The sequence below is a fragment of the Treponema rectale genome (assembly GCF_014202035.1).
GTDB classification, from domain to species: domain Bacteria; phylum Spirochaetota; class Spirochaetia; order Treponematales; family Treponemataceae; genus Treponema_D; species Treponema_D rectale.
Genome location: NZ_JACHFR010000002.1, coordinates 279,993 through 299,348 on the forward strand (window position 1 = coordinate 279,993; position 19,356 = coordinate 299,348).

The 19,356-nt window shown below is 37.5% G+C and carries 17 protein-coding genes; 6 read left to right on the forward strand and 11 right to left on the reverse strand.

Translation table 11 applies throughout. The annotated features are described in order from the left end of the window. Nucleotides 1-62 precede the first annotated feature (62 nt). The 4 genes from HNP77_RS05900 to HNP77_RS05915 form a co-directional block, all read right to left on the reverse strand. On the reverse strand, nt 63-3,995 hold the full coding sequence (locus HNP77_RS05900; RefSeq protein WP_184652249.1) for a phosphoribosylformylglycinamidine synthase: 3,933 nt from the start codon (nt 3,993-3,995) through the stop codon (nt 63-65). A 249-nt stretch (nt 3,996-4,244) separates the two neighbouring features. After that, entirely contained in the window at nt 4,245-5,474 is a 1,230-nt protein-coding gene (fabV, locus tag HNP77_RS05905) for an enoyl-ACP reductase FabV (RefSeq protein WP_184652250.1), read from the reverse strand. Nucleotides 5,475-5,565: 91 nt separating this feature from the next. Beyond that, nucleotides 5,566-5,916, reverse strand: a complete 351-nt coding sequence (locus HNP77_RS05910; RefSeq protein ID WP_184652251.1) for a type II toxin-antitoxin system RelE/ParE family toxin — start codon at nt 5,914-5,916, stop codon at nt 5,566-5,568. Then, entirely contained in the window at nt 5,906-6,190 is a 285-nt protein-coding gene (locus tag HNP77_RS05915) for a type II toxin-antitoxin system Phd/YefM family antitoxin (protein WP_184652252.1), read from the reverse strand. The genes HNP77_RS05910 and HNP77_RS05915 overlap by 11 nt, the downstream gene beginning before the upstream one ends. Nucleotides 6,191-6,537: 347 nt before the next feature. On the opposite strand from HNP77_RS05915, the gene HNP77_RS05920 reads away from it, so the two are divergent. From HNP77_RS05920 to HNP77_RS05930, 3 genes are all read left to right on the forward strand, one after another. Next, nucleotides 6,538-7,101 (forward strand): MptD family putative ECF transporter S component, encoded by a 564-nt coding sequence (locus tag HNP77_RS05920; RefSeq protein WP_184652253.1) that lies wholly within the window; start codon nt 6,538-6,540, stop codon nt 7,099-7,101. Next, on the forward strand, nt 7,098-7,559 hold the full coding sequence (locus tag HNP77_RS05925; protein WP_184652254.1) for a CbiQ family ECF transporter T component: 462 nt from the start codon (nt 7,098-7,100) through the stop codon (nt 7,557-7,559). The genes HNP77_RS05920 and HNP77_RS05925 overlap by 4 nt, the downstream gene beginning before the upstream one ends. 93 nt (nt 7,560-7,652) lie before the next feature. After that, nucleotides 7,653-9,017 carry an ABC transporter ATP-binding protein gene (locus HNP77_RS05930; protein WP_184652255.1) on the forward strand — a complete coding sequence of 455 codons (1,365 nt, stop codon included), beginning with the start codon at nt 7,653-7,655 and terminating at the stop codon, nt 9,015-9,017. A 1-nt stretch (nt 9,018) separates the two neighbouring features. Here HNP77_RS05930 and HNP77_RS05935 read toward each other — a convergent pair whose 3' ends face one another. Further along, on the reverse strand, nt 9,019-9,735 hold the full coding sequence (locus HNP77_RS05935) for a hypothetical protein (RefSeq protein WP_184652256.1): 717 nt from the start codon (nt 9,733-9,735) through the stop codon (nt 9,019-9,021). Between the two features lie 33 nt (nt 9,736-9,768). After that, complete coding sequence (locus HNP77_RS05940; RefSeq protein WP_184652257.1) at nt 9,769-11,439, reverse strand: SPOR domain-containing protein; 1,671 nt, start codon at nt 11,437-11,439, stop codon at nt 9,769-9,771. A gap of 83 nt (nt 11,440-11,522) precedes the next feature. Between HNP77_RS05940 and HNP77_RS05945 the strand changes: the two genes are divergently transcribed. Beyond that, entirely contained in the window at nt 11,523-12,293 is a 771-nt protein-coding gene (locus HNP77_RS05945) for an RluA family pseudouridine synthase (protein WP_184652258.1), read from the forward strand. Here HNP77_RS05945 and HNP77_RS05950 read toward each other — a convergent pair. Both HNP77_RS05950 and HNP77_RS05955 read right to left on the reverse strand, forming a co-directional pair. After that, a complete protein-coding gene (locus tag HNP77_RS05950) occupies nt 12,274-13,269 on the reverse strand; it encodes a Gx transporter family protein (RefSeq protein ID WP_343042529.1) in 996 nt (331 codons plus the stop codon). The two genes, HNP77_RS05945 and HNP77_RS05950, sit on opposite strands and share 20 nt — an antisense overlap. Continuing rightward, nucleotides 13,238-13,585 carry a NusG domain II-containing protein gene (locus HNP77_RS05955; RefSeq protein WP_184652260.1) on the reverse strand — a complete coding sequence of 116 codons (348 nt, stop codon included), beginning with the start codon at nt 13,583-13,585 and terminating at the stop codon, nt 13,238-13,240. Before HNP77_RS05955 ends, HNP77_RS05950 begins: the two co-directional genes overlap by 32 nt. Before the next feature lie 96 nt (nt 13,586-13,681). Between HNP77_RS05955 and HNP77_RS05960 the strand changes: the two genes are divergently transcribed. Together HNP77_RS05960 and HNP77_RS05965 are read left to right on the forward strand one after the other, a co-directional pair. After that, nucleotides 13,682-14,695 carry an omptin family outer membrane protease gene (locus HNP77_RS05960; protein WP_184652261.1) on the forward strand — a complete coding sequence of 338 codons (1,014 nt, stop codon included), beginning with the start codon at nt 13,682-13,684 and terminating at the stop codon, nt 14,693-14,695. Between the two features lie 174 nt (nt 14,696-14,869). Further along, nucleotides 14,870-15,517, forward strand: a complete 648-nt coding sequence (locus HNP77_RS05965) for a cytidylate kinase-like family protein (protein ID WP_184652262.1) — start codon at nt 14,870-14,872, stop codon at nt 15,515-15,517. A 73-nt stretch (nt 15,518-15,590) separates the two neighbouring features. On the opposite strand, the gene gltA is transcribed toward HNP77_RS05965, so the two are convergent. The 3 genes from gltA to HNP77_RS05980 form a co-directional block, all read right to left on the reverse strand. Further along, complete coding sequence (gene gltA, locus HNP77_RS05970) at nt 15,591-17,090, reverse strand: NADPH-dependent glutamate synthase (RefSeq protein ID WP_184652263.1); 1,500 nt, start codon at nt 17,088-17,090, stop codon at nt 15,591-15,593. 42 nt (nt 17,091-17,132) lie between these two features. Then, nucleotides 17,133-17,972 carry a sulfide/dihydroorotate dehydrogenase-like FAD/NAD-binding protein gene (locus HNP77_RS05975; RefSeq protein WP_184652264.1) on the reverse strand — a complete coding sequence of 280 codons (840 nt, stop codon included), beginning with the start codon at nt 17,970-17,972 and terminating at the stop codon, nt 17,133-17,135. A gap of 106 nt (nt 17,973-18,078) precedes the next feature. Next, the gene (locus HNP77_RS05980; RefSeq protein WP_184652265.1) at nt 18,079-19,356 is read right to left on the reverse strand and encodes a hypothetical protein; all 1,278 of its coding nucleotides are present in this window, start codon (nt 19,354-19,356) and stop codon (nt 18,079-18,081) included.

Consider the following 19,356-nt stretch of genomic DNA (forward strand, 5'->3'; position numbering starts at 1 on the left):
CCTTAAGATTCTCATAGACAGGAATCATAAAGCGGAGCCTCCCTTATTTATAACATAAAAAATTATTTAAAGTAACGTACGCCTGCACGGAAAATATTTTCGCATGAAGTTTCGTTTGCTCCGTCCCAGGTAACGTTCTTAATAATGTCATTACTTGAACCGTCTGAGCAAAGTCCCATTGTACGTTCATTATGACCCATCTTTCCAAGAACATGACCGTCAGGACTTACAAGACCTTCTATTGCAAAATAACTTCCGTTAGGATTATCCGGTTCATAAATTGACGGCTTACCGTTTTCGTCTACATACTGAGAGAAAACCTGTCCGTTCTTAAACAGTTTCTTTGCAAAAGCTGCATCGATTACGATACGGCCTTCTCCGTGACTTATCGGAATAAGATGATTTCTTTCATCAAGAACACTTTCATCCATAGCCCATGGGGTTGCGGCACTTACAACTCTCGTACGAACTATGCGGCTGATGTGACGGCCGATTTTGTTAAACGTAAGAGTCGGCATGTCTTCTGAAGGTTCACGGATTTCTCCATAAGGAACAAGACCTGTCTTTATAAGAGCCTGGAAACCGTTACAGATACCAAGAACAAGACCGTCACGATTCTTAAGAAGATTCATGATGCTGTCTGCAATACGTCCTTCACGGATAACGTTGGCAATAAACTTTCCTGAACCATCAGGTTCATCACCAACACTGAATCCACCAGGGAATGCAATAATCTGTGAATCATCAATTTCTTTCTTAAAGGCATTGAGGCTTTCTGTCAGATCTTCCGGTGTACGGTTTTTGAAGACAAGTATTTTTGTCTCAGCCCCATTAAGATTGAATGCACGGGCCATATCGTATTCACAGTTTGTTCCAGGGAATGCCGGAATAATAACTTTTGGTCTTGCAGAAGAAACAATCGGTGTAAATGACTTACGTTCTTTCTTCAGAGACTTATGTATCTTCTTTGCAAAGCCAGGAAGTGACGGCTGTGGTTTTGCCCCGGAAACAGGAGGGAATACCTTACTGAGTTTTTCTTCCCAGACACCATTAATTTCATCAAGAGAAATTTCTACATCTTCGATTACAATCTTTGCAGAATCAATAGTAGAACCAATCTTGAATACTGTTCCTGTTTCAAAAGCTTCGTTTTCAAAAGCTGTTGTTGTTTCTACAATTATCGAACCATAAAGTGGAGTAAACAGATCTTCTGCACCGGCAGATTTTTCTATTCCCGTACAGGTTGCACTTAAAGGAATTTCATCAAGTTCAACACCGATTCTGTTTCCTAATGCCATCTTTGTAACGGCTTCTGCAATACCGCCTGCCTGAACCGGATACATTGCACTTATCTTTTTATCAGAATTCAGTTTATAAAGAACAGCTGCATTCTTTTTGAATACTTCCCATTCCGGAGCAAGTTGTTTTGTATATGGAACTGTAACAAGATAAACTGAAGAACCAGCCTTCTTAAAAGAACCGCTGGTTATATTCTTTACATCATCTGTATCAACTGCAAAGGAAACAAGAGTATGCGGAACATTAAGATTTTCAAAAGTTCCAGACATTGAATCTTTACCGCCGATGGAACCTGTTCCCATAGCAATCTGTGCATCTATTGAACCAAGTAATGCTGCTGCAGGATATCCCCAGGTTTTTTCACTAACTGCACGACCGAAAAATTCCTGGAAAGTAAGACGTGAACATTCCGGCTTTCCACCAAGACAGGCAATCTTTGCAAGAGAAGAAAGAACTGCTGTCTGAGCACCATGCCACGGAGACCACTGTGCAACACGAGGATCATAACCGTAAGTCATAAGGCTGACCGTAGAAGTTTCTTTTGGAGATACAACAGGAATCTTTGCTGCCATACCTGCTTCCGGAGTACCCTGATACTTTCCGCCAAACGGGAACAATACTGATGATGAACCGATTGAACCGTCAAAGCGTTCACACAGACCGCGCTGAGAACAGCAGGCAAGATCATTCATATCAGCAAGCCATGCTGCCTTTAAATCAGGAGAATCTTTATCATCATCAAGAATCTTCTTTACACTGTCCAGTGGATTTGTCAACGGAGATTTTTCCTGAACATCTGGAGATTCAATGGAAGCAACGGCATGATGAGGAGCACCTGCTGCATCAAGGAATGAACGGTCAAGCTCAACAATTGTCTTTCCACGCCATTTCATTACAAGCTTGTCTGTATCAGTAACTTCTGCAACTACTACGGCATTTAAGTTTTCATCATTACAGAACTTAATGAACTTTTCTACGTCACCCTTGCGGACTACGACAGCCATACGTTCCTGACTTTCTGATATTGCAAGTTCAGTACCGTCAAGACCTTCATATTTTTTTGGAACATTATCAAGATTAATATCAAGTCCCGGTGCAAGTTCACCAACAGCAACGGAAACTCCACCTGCTCCAAAGTCATTTGAACGGCGGATCATGCGGCATACATCTTTATTGCGGAACAGTCTCTGAATCTTGCGCTCTTCAACTGCATTACCTTTCTGAACTTCAGCAGCAGCAGTTGTTACTGATTTTACATCATGTACTTTTGAAGAACCTGTTGCACCGCCAATACCGTCACGGCCAGTTCCACCACCAAGAAGGATTACTACATCACCAGCTTCCGGCTCTTCCCTCATAACCTGATCTGCCGGAGCAGCTGCAATTACAGCACCAAGTTCCATGCGCTTTGCAAGGAAGCCCGGATGATAAATTTCTGCAACCTGTCCTGTTGTAAGACCAATCTGATTTCCGTAAGAAGAGAATCCCTGAGCTGCTTCACGGGTAAGTTTCATCTGAGGCAGCTTACCTTTAAGAGTTTCATTTACAGGAACTGTCGGATCTCCTGCCCCTGTTACGCGAAGTGCCTGATAAACCCAGGAACGTCCGCTTAAAGGATCACGGATTGCTCCACCGATACAAGTTGCTGCACCACCAAAAGGTTCAATTTCTGTAGGATGATTATGAGTTTCATTCTTAAACTGAAGAAGCCAGCGTTCAACCTTTTCTTCAGAAGAATTTTCTGTAACATGAACATCAATATAAACGGAACAGGCATTTATTTCTGCACTTACTTCAAGATCATCAAGCTTTCCGTGTGCACGAAGGAACTTTGCTCCGATACATGCCATATCCATCAGGGTAACAGGTTTATCTGTCCTGTCTTTATAAAGGTCTGTCCTGAGAATATTGTAATTCTGAAGGGAACGAAGGAACAGATCCTGATACGGACCATTTTCTACCTTTACTTCATCAAGCTGAGTAAGGAATGTTGTATGGCGGCAGTGATCAGACCAGTATGTATCAAGAACACGAATCTCTGTAATTGTAGGATCCCTGTTAATAGATTTGAAATAATCCTGAAGGAATTTTATGTCTGCAAAATCCATGGCAAGACCAAGTTCCTTTCTGTAAGATTCAAGGTCTGCGTCATTTAAAGAAACAAAGCCTGCAACAGTCGGAATGTCTGCCGGAACTTCGGCTTTCATTTCAAGTGTTTCAGGCTTAACATCATCAGTCAGTCGTGAATCAACTGGATTTATAAGATAGTGCTGAATCTTCTCAACATCAGAAGCAGACACCGCTCCCTCAAGGAAGACAATCTTAGCACAATGAACACGAGGCGGTTCTGTTCCGACCTTCGTAGAATTCTTCATGCCTTCACGCAGAAGAGAAAGACACTGGGCAGCACTGTCGGCACGCTGATCATACTGACCTGGAAGATATTCCCAGATAATCTCAGTCACACCAGACGGAACCTCAAGCTTTTCAAAAGTTACTGTATCACTCTGAGGTTCAGAAAAGATACGAACAGCCGCAGCTTTTGCAACTTCGTCAGCAACATTTTCAATGTCATAACGATTAAAGTAACGCACACCTGTAACACCAGATATGCCCAAAAAACCTGTGATTTCAGAGTAAATACGATTTGCCTCGTTCTGAAATCCGTCCTTTCTTTCTACGTATATGCGGTACATTCTCAAATTATATTGATAATAATTATGAGTTTCAATAAAGGCCGGCAGATAAAAACAAAGGGACTGTCCAAAAAGTATTGTCATGCTGAACGCTACGCCACATTCGCACGCACCTGCTACGAATGTGTGTTTCAGCATCTACACCACATCTAGTTCTATAGATTCCGAAACAAGTTCGGAATGACACTAGGATGTAAACTTATTGGACAGCCCCGTAAAGCATTTATATAAATTTAACTATATAAACTTTCAGTCAATTTTTGACATATCTGCTACATCAGCAGAATAATCTACACCTTCAACATCAAAACCGTTGATTGCAAGGAAGTCATGACGGATTCCTGCAATATCAACTGTCTGTTCAAGATTTTCTTCTGTAACTGTAGGCATGATTCTGTCAATTTCTGCCTGAACATCAGCAGCAAGTTCCCAGTCATCCATACGGATACGGTTTTCTGAATCAACAGGAACCTTTGCAGGTGAATTATCTGCGCCTGTATAAAGACGTTCTGCAAAAAGACGCTCCATCTGTTCGATACAACCTTCGTGTGTTCCCTTTGCCTTCATTACCTTGAAGAGAACTCCAAGATACTGAGTAATGATAGGGATAACAGAACTTGAACGGGTGATAAGTCCCTTATTTACAGAAACATAAGCTGCACCGCCGATTTCTTTAAGGCTTGCATCAATATTATGAGCACGTTTTTCAAGATCTTTTTTAGCTTCACCGATTGTTCCGTCGCGGTAAATTGCATGGCTCAAAGAAGGTCCAATGTAAGAATAAGCAATTGTACGGCATCCGTCTGCAAGAACACCAGCTTCTTTAAGCTGTTTGATCCAGCGTTCCCAGTCTTCTCCACCCATTACCTTTACAGTGTTAGGAATTTCATCCCCTTCTGCCGGCTGTGTAGAAGCCTGTGTAATTTTTCCTGTCATCATATCAAGTGAAGCACCTGAATAAACCTGACCGATAGGTTTGATTACTGACTTGTAAAGAACTTTTGTATCAGGGTCAATGCGAACAGGGCTTGCAAGTGAATAAATGATAAGGTCTACTTTTGTATTCCATTCTTTTATCTGATTGATAATTGTTGCACGTGTTTCGTCAGCAAATGCGTCTGCATTGAAAGTTGCAGTCTTAAGTCCGGCAGCTTTTGCTTCACGATCAAATGTAAGATTATTGTACCAGCCAGGAGTTCCACCTTTTGTCTGTGTAGCTTCTTTTTCAAAACTTACACCTATTGTATCTGCTCCATATTCAAATGCAGCTGAAATGCGGCTTGCAAGTCCATAACCTGTAGAACAACCTACAACAAGAACTGTTTTTGGTCCTTTACCGCCTTCTGCAAGTGTCTTTGTTCCGCGTTTAGCTTTCTGTGATTTTACATAATTAATCTGATTTACTGTTTCTTTGGCACATCCGATCGGGTGAGCATTGATACAGATGTTACTGCGAATCATAGGTTTGATTACTGCCATAGTTTTCTCCATATATACTTAGGATAATTGAATTGTTTAATGATAATCCACTATGACATTTTTTGCAATAGTGTCAGCTTTGAACTTCTTGTTAGGTTTTGTTACCATAATATCGAGATAATTTTGAAATTATTATTTCTTCAAAATTTCTTCTGCCGTCAACTATTGTGTGAACTATTACTTTATTTCCTGAGATTTCATAAACAATTCTATAGTATTCTTGAATCAATTCTCTATATTTTGTTATTCCCTGACGTTCCAATTCTGGAACAGTTCTTCCACTTTTAGGATGTTTCTGGAGAGACTCTATATTTTCTTCAAATTCAGAAATTATTCTTTCAACGTAATTTGGATTTCGAGAATAATGATAAGCGGCAATTTCATCCAAATCTGCTTCAGCAAATTCTGAAACTATAATTTCTTCAATTTCTTCATCTTCCAAGATTATACTTCCTTCTTAAATTTGAAAAAACTTCCTTTGCAGGTTTTGTTCTTCCAGCCCGTACATCCATTTCGGAGAATTGAATAATTTTCAACAAATTGAACGCATCTTTCATTTCCTGATACGACTCAACATCGATTAAAACAGCCCGTGATTCACCGTTTTGTGTAATGACAAGCGGTTCTTTTCTATCATTTACGAACTTCATCATATCTGCGGCATTTGTCTTAATATAAGAAATCGGCTTAATACATTCTTGAATGTTTGGAATCATAAAAACCTCCAGTCTTTTTATATTACCATATTTAGACTGGATTTACAAGTAAAAAGGGGATGACCAATAAGTTCAAAAAATGTCATTTTCGGGCTCCGACCCGAAAATCTATTTAATTACAATACGTCGAGTCAAGGCACGCTAACGCTTAAAGCCTTGACTTCGTCGTTTTGAGGGTTTGTACTACCCCCTCAATACAAGAGATTGCCGTGTCGAGCACGGCAATGACTCATACTTATTGGACAGCCCTGTGAAATGTAAAAAATTAGATACTCAATTTTTCTTGCAAAAACTCATAAAATTTGTACAATCGTTAGCAATAACTAATATAAGTTAGAGGTGGTTAATTGTCTGACTCTGTTTTTGATTCTTTCAAAGTAAAAGATATTGTTTTTCTGGCTTTAATTTCTGCAGTAGCTTTATGTACGGCTGCGGTCATGGCTATTGTTGCACATATTTACATTTACGGGCTTGCTCAACTTGTTACTGCTTTTCAGTTTGCTTTTTTTTCTGCCATTGCAATTATGAAAGTTCGTAAAATCGGTACGCTTTTTATATTTGCTCTTTTTACAGGTTTGTTTGAACTTTTTATGGCGCCGGTAATGTTCGTGTCCAGCGTGCTTACAGGAATAATTTTGGAAGTTCTGGTAATTCTTATTTTCCGGAATTATAAAACTTCAATTAAACCTGTTTTTTTTGCAAGCATGTTAATAATTCCGGGAACAATGCCCTTCAATCTTTTATATTACAGACTTTTTTCTAAACAGATGTGGGACTTATTTTTTTCAGGCGGATTCAAAATCCTCTCCATTGTATTTATAGCCGGAGCATTTGCAGTTGCAGCCCTCGGTTCAGCACTGGGAATAAAAATATCTAAAGAACTTTTAAAAGCCGGTGTCTTAAAACAATGACAGATAATTTTCACGTAAAAAAACCTGTATACCCGGTCTTAAGCATTCTATGTTCTGTCTTAATTTTTTCAGGTTCTCTGATTTTTGCAAAAAGTATCTGGGGAATTTTTTTCTTACTTTCTGTATTCCTGCTCCTCACAATATCCGGCTACGGTAAAACCTGTTTTTTTATGCTGCCTTTCATAATCATTTATACAGGAATATTTTCTGTAATATTTTATTTTTCCAGCGGAAGAGATGCAGCATTTGCAGTTCAGATGGCAGTCCGCTTTGGAGGAGTAGCACTGGCTGTAATTCCAGGTCTTGCTCTGGAGCCGGTTCTTCTTGTAAGAAATCTGACACAGTTGAAATGCCCGCGGCTTATTACACTGGGAATGCTCATTACCCTTTCATTCATTCCCGTTCTGGCAAAAGAAATAAATCAGATACGGGGTGCAATGAAAACTTTCCTGCTATAAAAAAATAAACTTCACAATGAAGGATACTATTTTTACGATTTTTTTCTTTTCTATTTTTATAGTCTGCACTGTTCTTTTTATTCTGGAGAAAAAATGAAACCTGCCGTTCAAATATCATGTAAAAAATTCAAATATAGTTTTTCTGATGAATATATTTTACAGAATCTCGAAATGGAAATTAACTTTGGAGAAGTTACACTGCTGTCTGGATTATCAGGCTGCGGAAAATCCACTTTGCTTTCATTAATAAACGGAATAATTCCCCGAGTAATCCCAGGTGAATTTGAAGGAAGAATTTTTATCGATGGAGAAGATTCATCTTTAAAAACCATGAGTCAGATTTCCCGCAAAGTTGGAAATGTTTTACAAAATGCTGAATCTCAAATAATTCATTCCATTGTTGAAGATGAAATTGCATTCGGCTGTGAAAACTTTGGATTTGATCCTTCTGTTATTCATGATGAAATTGAAAACTCCTGCCGTCTGATGCAGATAAACAAAAACTGGAAAACCCGGAGTTTATCGGGAGGACAGAAACAGCGTCTTGTTACCGCTTCAACTCTGGCAATGAAAGGTGACATTCTTATTTTTGATGAACCTCTGGCAAACCTTGATGCACAGGGAGCTGACATTCTTCTTAAGCTTTTACGGCAGCTTGCCTCTATCGGAAAAGCAGTTCTTCTTGTTGAGCACAGACTCGATGTTGTTCTTCCCTTTGTAGATGTTATCTGGCAGTTAAAAAATAAAACTGTAGAAAAAATTTCTGACAAAGAATCTTTCTTAAAAAATCAGACAGACATTATTGAAGATAAAAAAGAAAACAATATTACCAGTTCAACTAATGCACTGGAAATACGAAATCTAAAAAAATCCTTTGGAACAAGAACAATTCTTTCTGATTTAAATCTTGATATAAAAAAAACTGAACGGCTTTTACTTAAAGGAGAAAACGGCTGCGGAAAATCTACACTTATGAGTATAATTGCAAAACTTCAGAAAGCAGATTCCGGAACGGTTACACAGTTTCTTGATGCACAATTGGGAAAACGGTCTGATAAAAAATGGTTTAAAACCTGTGGTGTTGTTTATCAGAATCCTAATTATCAGCTGTTCATGTCAAACGTTAAAGATGAAATTCTTTTTGGTGCAGATGATAAAGAATATGCACTCACGCTTGCAAAACAGTTTGAACTGGAACCACTGTTCAGCCGGCACCCACATTCACTCTCTGAAGGTCAGAAACGCCGTGTTACAGTCTGCGCCATTCTCGCTCAAAAACCAAAACTTCTTTTACTTGATGAACCGACAGTAGGACAGGATTATAAAACTTTACAGAACATGATGATGATTCTTAACACAATTCATCGTGAACAGGAAAACACTATGATTTCCATCACTCACGACATCCGCTGCATGAATGCTCTGAGTGATAGAAATGTTTGCCTCTTACCAAATTAATTTACAACCATTCCTTAGTAAACGGACTGTCTATTGTCCAGGTATATTCTTTGATTTTAATTTCCACATTTCCAGAATCATCTGTCTGGAAATATTTATCAATATATGAAAACTTGAGCTGCCCGGTTTTACTTCCTTCCGGACGAACTATTTCCGGATAATCATCAATCTCTAAAATAATATCTGGAAGATACCTTATCACCTTATATGGTTTTACTTCGTTTTTATTTTTATCAATAAAAATTTTAATTACATCACGAACTTCATTACATACGAGATTATATGAAGGTAAGCTGTTTATATCTGTTACAGTATTTGTAGTATACTTTAACCCGACTTCTTCATCTCCTTTCACATTTACCTCAACTCCACAATAATAAGTTTTTCCTGAACTATCTTTAGACACTTTATGATATGGAATTACACTTACAGTTTTTGATACGGCATCAGAAACTAACGCAGGTATAGAAATATCTGCAGTTCCATCATTATGATAATCCACATATGTACTTAAACAATCACCATCTTCTGTAAGAAGATAATTTTCATCTGAAGTTATAACTAGTTTTCCGTATGATGTTTCATATTCACCGGTAAGATAACTATACGGCTTTTCTTCATTATCAGATTTCACTTCAGAAGAACAGGAGGTTAATGTAATAAACAGTACTCCTGCAACAGCAAATTTTAAAAGTGGCAGTTTTTTTATTTCTATCATAGCAACCTCTTTTTAAGTATATACACAAAAAATCTACTTCCAGATTTTTAAATCCAATCCTGTATTATACAGATCTTTAAGTTGAATACCGGAATAAATATTACTGTCGATTGCGATTATGTAAGATTTTATTGAAAAGGAAAGTTCTTTTCCAGAAAGATTATTTAAATACCATCCTGAAACATCATTTATTTCCTGAGGATGATTATCATCGTCAATGAAAATAGCACTCTTTTCATCCATAAATATCTGATGAATACTCTTTGCATTATAATCATAATCAAGATCAAAAAAATTAATCTTTATCTGTTCTGAATTCTGAGCAATATATGCATTTGCATTCCAGTGTCCAACTATTGGTATAGACCAGTTTGAATAATTTTTTTCTCTTGCATAATCCATGCCGATTTTCTTTAATTCAAAATAACAAAACTCTCTTTCTATTTCAGAATTTTCATCAGGAAGAACTAAAAGGGTTCTTCGCATCTGAGGATAAATAAGAAGATCTTCTCCTTCTGAATTAGAATCCAGGAATGCTAAAAATTCTTCCTGCGTAAAATTTTCACTGTACATGTAAAGATAAAGATTTTTTTCAGGACAATTACCATGTAAAATATATTCTTTATTATCAGATCCGGCTATATCTGTTTCATAAATATCACAATGTAAAATTCCATCTCTGATTTTAAAATTCTGTGAAGCAACCGCTACGCTCTCCTCTTTAAATAAATCAAAAGTTTCATCTGCTTCAACCATAAATACAATTATCTGCTTATTAAAAAGTTCATCATTATAAAGAACGCTGGAGCACGCAATCACGTCCTCTCTTTTTAGCAACTCAGAAACAAAACTCCCTGATCCATACGAAAGTTCATTCTTACGACAGTTTTTTACGTCAAAAATATATGCTTCTTCTATCTGATAAAATTTATTTACCGGAAAATTATTAAGCACGTTCTGAACTGATTCCGAAAGAATTTCTGGAGCAACATAAATACCATTATCAAAAACTATATCTTCATTTTGAACAACTTCATCGTATTTTTTTATTGCTTCCTTTTCTTGCGTAAAATCAACAACTTCTTTTGTAACAACTCCTGCTTCTTCGATTATTTCTTTATGCTGTTCAGCCTCTTCTTTAGTTTTATAAGCACCGGAATTTAAATCAAAAGAAAACAATTCTTCGTCATCATATTTTTTTACAATATAAGAATCTATTTCTTTTTCTTTTAAACGTTCTTTATCTGTTTGTGCAACACTTTCTTCTTTGTAAGTATTTATCACAACAGAATAAGGTTTTTCTTCAGTAAAGGTATTTTCATCAACAGAATTTTTTTCAAGTTTTACTGAGCTTTTTTTTATCATCCGCTGACATACCCACAAGCCTTTTAATCCAAGTTCATCTGCCGTTTTTAAAGAACTTAATTCATCCCTGTACTTTCTTGCATCCTGAATTGAATCAAACTTTTCTTTTGTAATAAGTCTGTAATAAACTTCATCCTTCACAGATGCTTCACTACAAAAAGTTTCTATATCATACTTTTTCAATTGTTCAATACGATTTAAGGCATTCTTTTTTACTTTATATGAGCCCACACAAACATGCCATTCTTTGGAATAATTGAACTCAGAGTCTTCTCCAAACAGCCCTGCAGAAAAAAACACTAATAAACATAAACAAAAAATTTTCTTTATATTTCGCATAGATTCATTCTAACAGTGATAATTTTATATGGCAACAAACCGGAGTATTTCATTTTCAACAATCTTCCATTATACTTTCTCTTATGAAACAAATTGCTGATTTTACGACTGTCTATTCAGATGATGATATCGTTGTGCTGAACAAACGCTCAGGACTTTTAGTTGCTGCTGACCGATACGATGCAAATGCACCTCGACTTGATGTTGAGGCAGAAAAAGAATTCGGTACATTATATGCAGTTCACCGTATTGATAAGGACACCAGCGGTCTTGTTATTTATGCCCGCAACGCAGAAGCTCACAAAGCACTTTCCATGGCTTTTGAAAACCGTGAAGTTCAGAAAACTTATCACTGTCTGGTTCATGGACGCCCGATGTGGAATGACTTACATGTAACTCTTCCTCTCCAGCCGGATGGAGACGACAGGCACCGCACTGTTATAAACAAAAAATTTGGTAAACCTTCTGTTACGGATTTCAGACTTCTCGGAAGCTGCAGTGAATATTCCTGGATAGAAGCAAAACCACACACGGGCCGCACTCACCAGATTCGTGTTCATCTTCATGCAAACGGATTTGATATTGTGTGTGACCCTCTTTATTCCGGAAATCAAAAACCTGTCCGCTTAAGTGATTTTAAACGCCGCTACAATGGTGATGTGGAAGAAGAACGTCCTTTGCTCAACCGTCTTGCCCTTCACGCTTATAAGCTGGAACTCAAGCATCCGAAAACTGGAGAACTCATGACGTTTACAGCTCCATATCAGAAAGACATGGATGCACTTAGAAAACAGTTTGCTAAGATTTTTAAAGTAGATCCGTTAGAAGAAAATATTACTGCTGACCCAGAGTAATTTTTATTCTTCTAAAAATATTTCCTTGTGCTGACCTGAATGTATCACTGAGTTTTCTGTAATATTGAAGTGTCAGCGCAAGTATTGTTCCTTCCGGCGGTCTCAGACAGACTGCACACTGACTGAATGCACTTACGGCAGAAAGCCTTAAAGATTTTTGTAATGCCGTTATCAGTGCTCCCTGCGTAAAAGAAACATTCCAGATTTTAAAAATAATTTTTCCATCCGGAACAAATACTGTCGAAATAAAAATAAACAGCCAGAGAGAAATATGAGGAAGTAAATAAATTCTTCTTTTACATAATTTTTGTATAATCAGAGCAGCAATAAATATTCCGGTTAATAAAAATAATTTATTTATAAAAAATACTGATGCACAAGCAAAAAAAATTAACAGCGCAATAAACAGATGCAGTCTGGTCTTTGAAGAATCATTTTCAAAAATACAGGTATCCAGCTGTAAATTTATTTCTTCCGGCAAAAAAATCTTTGTGCTGAAAAAAGCTGTAATGATTCCGCTTACAGTATTAAAAATCAGCATAGGTCCAAGAAGTATGAAAGTTCCTTCTCCCAAATAAAGCGAACTGCAATAAATCTGAACAACTGCACTTACAGCTGAACCTATGACAGAAATTCCATAGACCGAAAAAAGTTTCTGCTTTGCAAATCTATTAAACATATAAAGCAAGTACATTATGAATGCACTGAAAAAACTTTGTGCAAGAGAAATTAAAAAAAACGGCGTAAACAAAATGCCGCTCATCAAAGACCCGGCTATTGCTTTTATTAATGATATCAATATGAATGAACTGAAAGACAGATTCAATGCCAGAAGTACTGCTATGTTTGCAAGCCCGAATCTAAAAAAAGGAACAACTCTCGGTATGATAATTTCGACATACGAAAACAAAAGTGCAAGGGCACAAAAATACGCGGTCTTACTTTTACTGTGCAACTGCATCATAATCATCCTCATTGCCTTTTAGTGTTATGATCACATCATTGGGAAGACACACTACAGGTGCATGCCATCCCTGCCTGATACAGGTTTTATTAGGACAGGGAGAATCTATTATCCTTACTTTTCCATTTTTTATTTCAAAAGTTGTAAAACCTAACCTGCCCTTTACTTTATATATTCCCTCTGCATTTGCAGAATATTCATATTCATTACCGTCTGCTTTTACCGAAACTATTGAAGCAGAATGAAGTGTAGTTTTTATAATTAAAATGATTCCGGCTGATACAACAAGAAGTATTATTACCAGATCCAGAATACGTATTTTTTTCATAATCACATTATAAAAAATATCCGGCACTTAAAAAAGTCTGATACTGTCTTTAATTTTTTTTACCAATAATTCCATATATACGATATAATTTAAGGCATGAAAAAACAAATATTTAATTCCCTTACTTTTTTATTGTCAGCTTCGGTATGTTTTTCACAGAGCCTGGAAATTTCTCCATCAGTTACTGTCAGAAGCGGAGAACAAAAAGAATTTGTATACACTAAAAATATAAACGGAGATTCTGTAACCCTCAGCCGGCTTGACTGGGAAGAAAGTCCGGTTTATTTTTTTAATCTGAATGCTTCCGGGGAATATAAAAACTTTATGCTTTCTGCAGGAGCAAAAATCGCACTGCCGTCTGATACAGGAAAAATGTATGACTCTGACTGGCAAAACATTAATGTTCTTGATCCGACAGAAGAACTCTATGGTGTAAAAACCGATTATTCAAATCACACGAATCATTTAAATTTATATTACGGTTTCAGCGGACAATTTTCTTATTCAATAGAATTTAATAATCTTTCTGCAGCACCGTTTAATGCATTAAAAATAAATTCTATTGCCCTTTCTCCATTTGCAGAATTTGAATATTCCTATTCCAGCTTTACAGGAAAAGGTGGCAGCGGACAATATGGTTATGAAAACAAAAATGATTCTCCAAAGCATACATACAATGATCCTGTCTTTTCTCATACATCAGATTTTTTCGGAGACGTAATTCAGCTGGAACGAATTTCTTATGTAACATGGGCGGGTCTTTCTTTTAATTTAAACTTCCATCAGGATTTTTATACTGTGCTTTCTTTTGCAGTAAATCCTTTTATCTATGTTCAGTCTCTTGATTCTCACCTTACAACTAATTATTACTTCTATGATACGATGCATGAATTTTTTAGCGGATATAAACTGGGACTCACAGTAGGAAAATATTTTAATGCCCATCATGCAGCCTTCGTTAAAACAAACTTCATGTGCATTGATACAATAAAAGGTTCAACCGCTTATTCTGTAGGCAGTAAAACCGGAACATATAATTCCAGTAACGATACCTGCGGTGCTTCATTTGAATGGTTTGAAGTTTCCCTTGGATACACCTACAGGTTCTGAAACTTTTTTTGAAAAAGAAAAAAATTTATCTGATTAAAAAAATGTGCTATAATTAATTGAAAAAAATTTTATTTTAAAATTTATTTGTCTGATTCGACATATATCTAAAGCCTGCAACTGCTGTCCGCGACTTCCTTGTCGCGTGGCTGCCGCCAGGGCTTTAAAGGAGTTTTTATGAATAAGATTATTACTATAAGCCGTGAATACGGTTCAGGCGGACACACTATCGGCCAGAAAACCGCAGAAATTTTAGGTATTCCTTTTTACGATAAAGAAATCATCGATATGACTGCAAAAGATTCCGGTCTGTCTCCAGATTTTATTCAAAAAAATGAACAGAATATTTCTTCCGGATGGCTTTATACGCTTTTACTTGGTGCAAGTTATGCTACACCAGGAACTTCATCCCGCCTCGGTATGAATACTCAGGCTCCTGCAATGCCTCTTGCAGATCAGGTATTTAATGCCCAGCGCCGTGTAATAATTGATCTTGCAAAAAAAGGACCATGTGTAATCGTCGGAAGATGTTCTGATTATATTCTCCGCCACTGTGATGAAATCAATCCTGATAATCTTCTTAATATTTTCATTTATGCACCGCTGGCAGATAAAGTAAAACGCGCTATTGAACAGAAAGGTCTTGATCCGGCAACTGCAGAAAAAGAAGTTAAGCTTATTGATAAACGCCGCGCTAATCATTACAACACTTTTACAGAAAGAACCTGGGGCAACCGCATTCATTATGATTTACTGATTAACAGTTCTCTCGTAGGAGTTGAAAAAACAGCCCAGATGATTGCACAGATTGCACAGCACTGTTAAAAAAAACAAAGGGCTGTTCGGTAAGAGTTTCTCTTCCAAACAGCCCTTTATAAATTCAAGCAAGTATTACTTTTTATTTTGCAAGATATTCGTTAATTGAAGCTGCAGCTTTGCGGCCTTCACCCATAGCAAGAATTACAGTTGCAGCACCGAGAACAATGTCTCCGCCTGCCCAAACTTTTGCCATGCTTGTTTCCTGTTTTTCATCAACAGTAATATGACCGTGATCATCAACCTTGATATCCGGAGTTGTTGCAGGAATAAGAGGATTAGAATTATTTCCCAATGCAACTACAACGGCATCACACTGAATCTCATGTTCACTTCCCTTGATTTCAACAGGGCGACGGCGACCTGAAGCATCCGGTTCACCAAGTTCATAAGAAAGAGCTTTAATACCTGTTACGCGGCCTTCTTCATTACCAAGAACTTCAACAGGATTTTCAAGGAACTTAAACTCTACTCCCTCTTCCTCTGCATGTGCAATTTCTTCACGACGAGCCGGCATTTCTGCACGGGTACGACGATATACAATGTAAACTTTTTCTGCACCAAGACGAAGTGCCATACGTGCAGCATCCATTGCAACGTTACCGCCGCCACATACTACAACAGTTTTTGCTTCATAATAAGGAGTATCAGCTTCTCCCTTCTTATAAGCCTTCATAAGATTTGCACGGGTAAGATATTCATTAGCAGAGAAAACACCAATATAGTTTTCACCAGGAATACCAAAGAATTTTGGAAGACCTGCACCAGTTCCAACAAATGCTGCATCAAATCCTTTTTCTGTAAGGAACTGCTGAATTGTAGATGTACGTCCAACAAGATAATTGTACTCAAACTTTACGCCCATCTTTTCAAGATTAGCAACTTCATTCTGAACAATTGATTTTGGAAGACGGAATTCCGGAATACCGTAAACTGTAACACCACCGGCTTTATGGAAAGCTTCAAATACTGTTACGTCATGTCCGGCTTTACGACAATCAGCGGCAACGGTAAGACCAGCAGGACCAGAACCGATAACTGCAACTTTCTTTCCTGTTGAAGGAGCAATTTCCGGATTAGTTGTAAGATTGTTTTCGCGTTCGTAATCAGCAACAAAGCGCTCAAGACGACCGATACATACAGCCTTTTCCGCACTCTTGTAAACTTTTCCTACAGTACACTGAGACTGACACTGTTTTTCCTGAGGACATACACGACCACAAATTGCAGGAAGAAGGTTTGTTGTTTTAATAATATCAACAGCCTTTTTAAATTCACCCTTTGCAACCTGTGCAATAAATTCAGGAATACGAACATTAACAGGACATCCGTTTACACACGGCATGTTTTTACACTGAAGACAGCGGTTTGCTTCTACAATTGCCTGTTCTTTTGTATAACCCAGTGCAACTTCTGTCATCTGACGTGCACGTTCTTTTGGTTCACCTACAGGCATTTCCTGCTGAGGAATTGCCATACGGTCTTTATTTGTAAGAGGAGCTTTTGATTCAAGTTCCTGAAGTTTCTTATATTCAGCTTCACCAATCTGTGCAAGCTGTTCTGATGAAATATATTCTGACATAAAATATAACTCCTGATCTGAATAATGTTCCGGCAGAATGGATTAGTTAAAAATTCCAGACTTACACTTATGGAATGCTTCTGTTTCCTGAGGTTTGAAGCTCTTCATACGCATCATCATATTATCCCAGTCAACTTCATGTGCATCAAAATCAGGTCCGTCAACACAAACGAACTTTGTTTTACCGCCAACACTTACACGACAACCGCCGCACATTCCTGTTCCGTCAATCATGATTGTATTGAGAGAAACTGTTGTTTTAACATTATATTTCTTTGTTGTAAGAGCACAGAACTTCATCATTATCGGAGGTCCGATTGCAATAACTTCTGCAGGTGGAACATCACTCTGACAGAGACGTTCAAGAGGAACTGTCGTAACACATTTTTCTCCGGCAGAACCGTCATCCGTACAAATAATAACTTCATCACATACGGCTTTCATTTCATCAACGAAAATAAGAAGATCTTTTGTACGTGCACCTTCAATAAGAATTACTTTATTACCGGCTGCTTTAAGAGCCTGAACAATAGGATACAATGGAGCTGTACCAAAACCACCACCTACACAAACTACAGGGCGGTCATATTTTTTAATTTCAGAAGGAGTTCCCAAAGGACCAAGAACGCCACCAAGATAATCACCGGCATTTAACTTTGAAAGTTTGTATGTTGAAGCTCCAACCGGCTGGAATGCAATTGCAACCCAACCTTCTTCTGCATTTGCATCAGCGATTGTAAGCGGAATACGCTCCGTTAAATCCTGATCAACCATTACAATCAAAAACTGACCCGCTTTACGATTTTTTGCAATGTCAGGAGCTTCAAATTTAATGTAGAAAACATTTTCTGAAAGCTGCTTCTTTTCAAGAATCTTATTCATGTTTTTTTCCTTACACAAAGTTGTGCAGAATCTCTGCTGTTCTGAATAGTATACTGAAAGTGCAGTTTTTATGAAAGTGTTTCTAATTTTAGTAACAGTGTGTTTTTTAAAATCCGAATCTTATCCCTGCTTTTGCTTCAAGTCCGGATATAGACCAGGTCTTTGCAAAATCGGCACCGCATGTTGCAAAATCAACACCTAATTCAAACAAACGGAAATTTAACCCAAAACCGAAGTGCTGAGAAAAAATTTCATTTCTGTAAAGTGAAGCAAAATTAAACTTCATAAAATAAAGCACTGCCATTTCTGCACGAAGTTCATATTCAAAAAATATGCTTTCTTCTTTTGAAAAATCATCACCCCACGGATTTCGTGCCGCAATACCAAGTAACGGCCTGAATGTACACCAGTCACCAAAAGGACGCCATGCTGCTTCAACCCCAAGCCTGAATGGAGTACGAACTTTATATGTAGAAGTTTTTGTTTCTCCAAGATTCAAATCCTTTGACCAGGATTTTTCCAGAGACTCATCTGTTCCTACACAATCAAGAACTGTTCCTAAAGTTGCTTCAACAGTTGCAGAACCAGCCGTTTCATACTTAAGCCTTCCCGCAATAACAGGAATATCCGTATACGCAGCTACACAAAGAGTATTAAATAACTGATACTCACATTCAGCACCAAAAGAAATTCCTCCGCCGGAAAGAATTGCCGGTGCATCATCTTTTAACGCAGACATCAAAGCAGAGGTTCCCACATATTTGAAATCCTCATCAAAAGCTTTTCTCAAATCAAAGTTAGAATGAACGGAATACTCAGCCGTTCCGTATGCACGAAGCGTATAACCTGCATCTTCCGTAGAAACATCCATAGACATTTTTGTATACGGCAGATAATACACAGGAATATAATAAGCAGGCTTAAATGTCCAGCCGAACTTTCCGATTTTAGTTTTTATAGTTGCACCGGTTTCAATAAACATTTCACTCTGCGCACTTAATGCCGTAGAAATTTTACCGTCAGCGTTTCCATGTCCAAGAAAATCAAACAGACCTTTGCCTGTTGTAAACCTTCCTGTACCATTTACATCAAGATAAAAACCAAAACCTTTATTCTTATCATCACCGGTATTTATGTTTACAAAAAACTTTTCTTCTGTTCCAAATGCAAAAACAAGTCCTTCGTCTGTCATTGCATCTGCCATTTCTGTAAGATCAACTTCAAGATGCTCAACCAAAACTTCTGTAATTCCAAAGGTGTTTTGAGAAAAACCAAAATCTGCATCTATACCGATATCAAGATATCTTGAAGCAGGACGCAGCTGTGCAAAAGCTGTTAATGAGGAAACAACGCTGATTAAAACTGCTGACAAAATCTTTTTCAT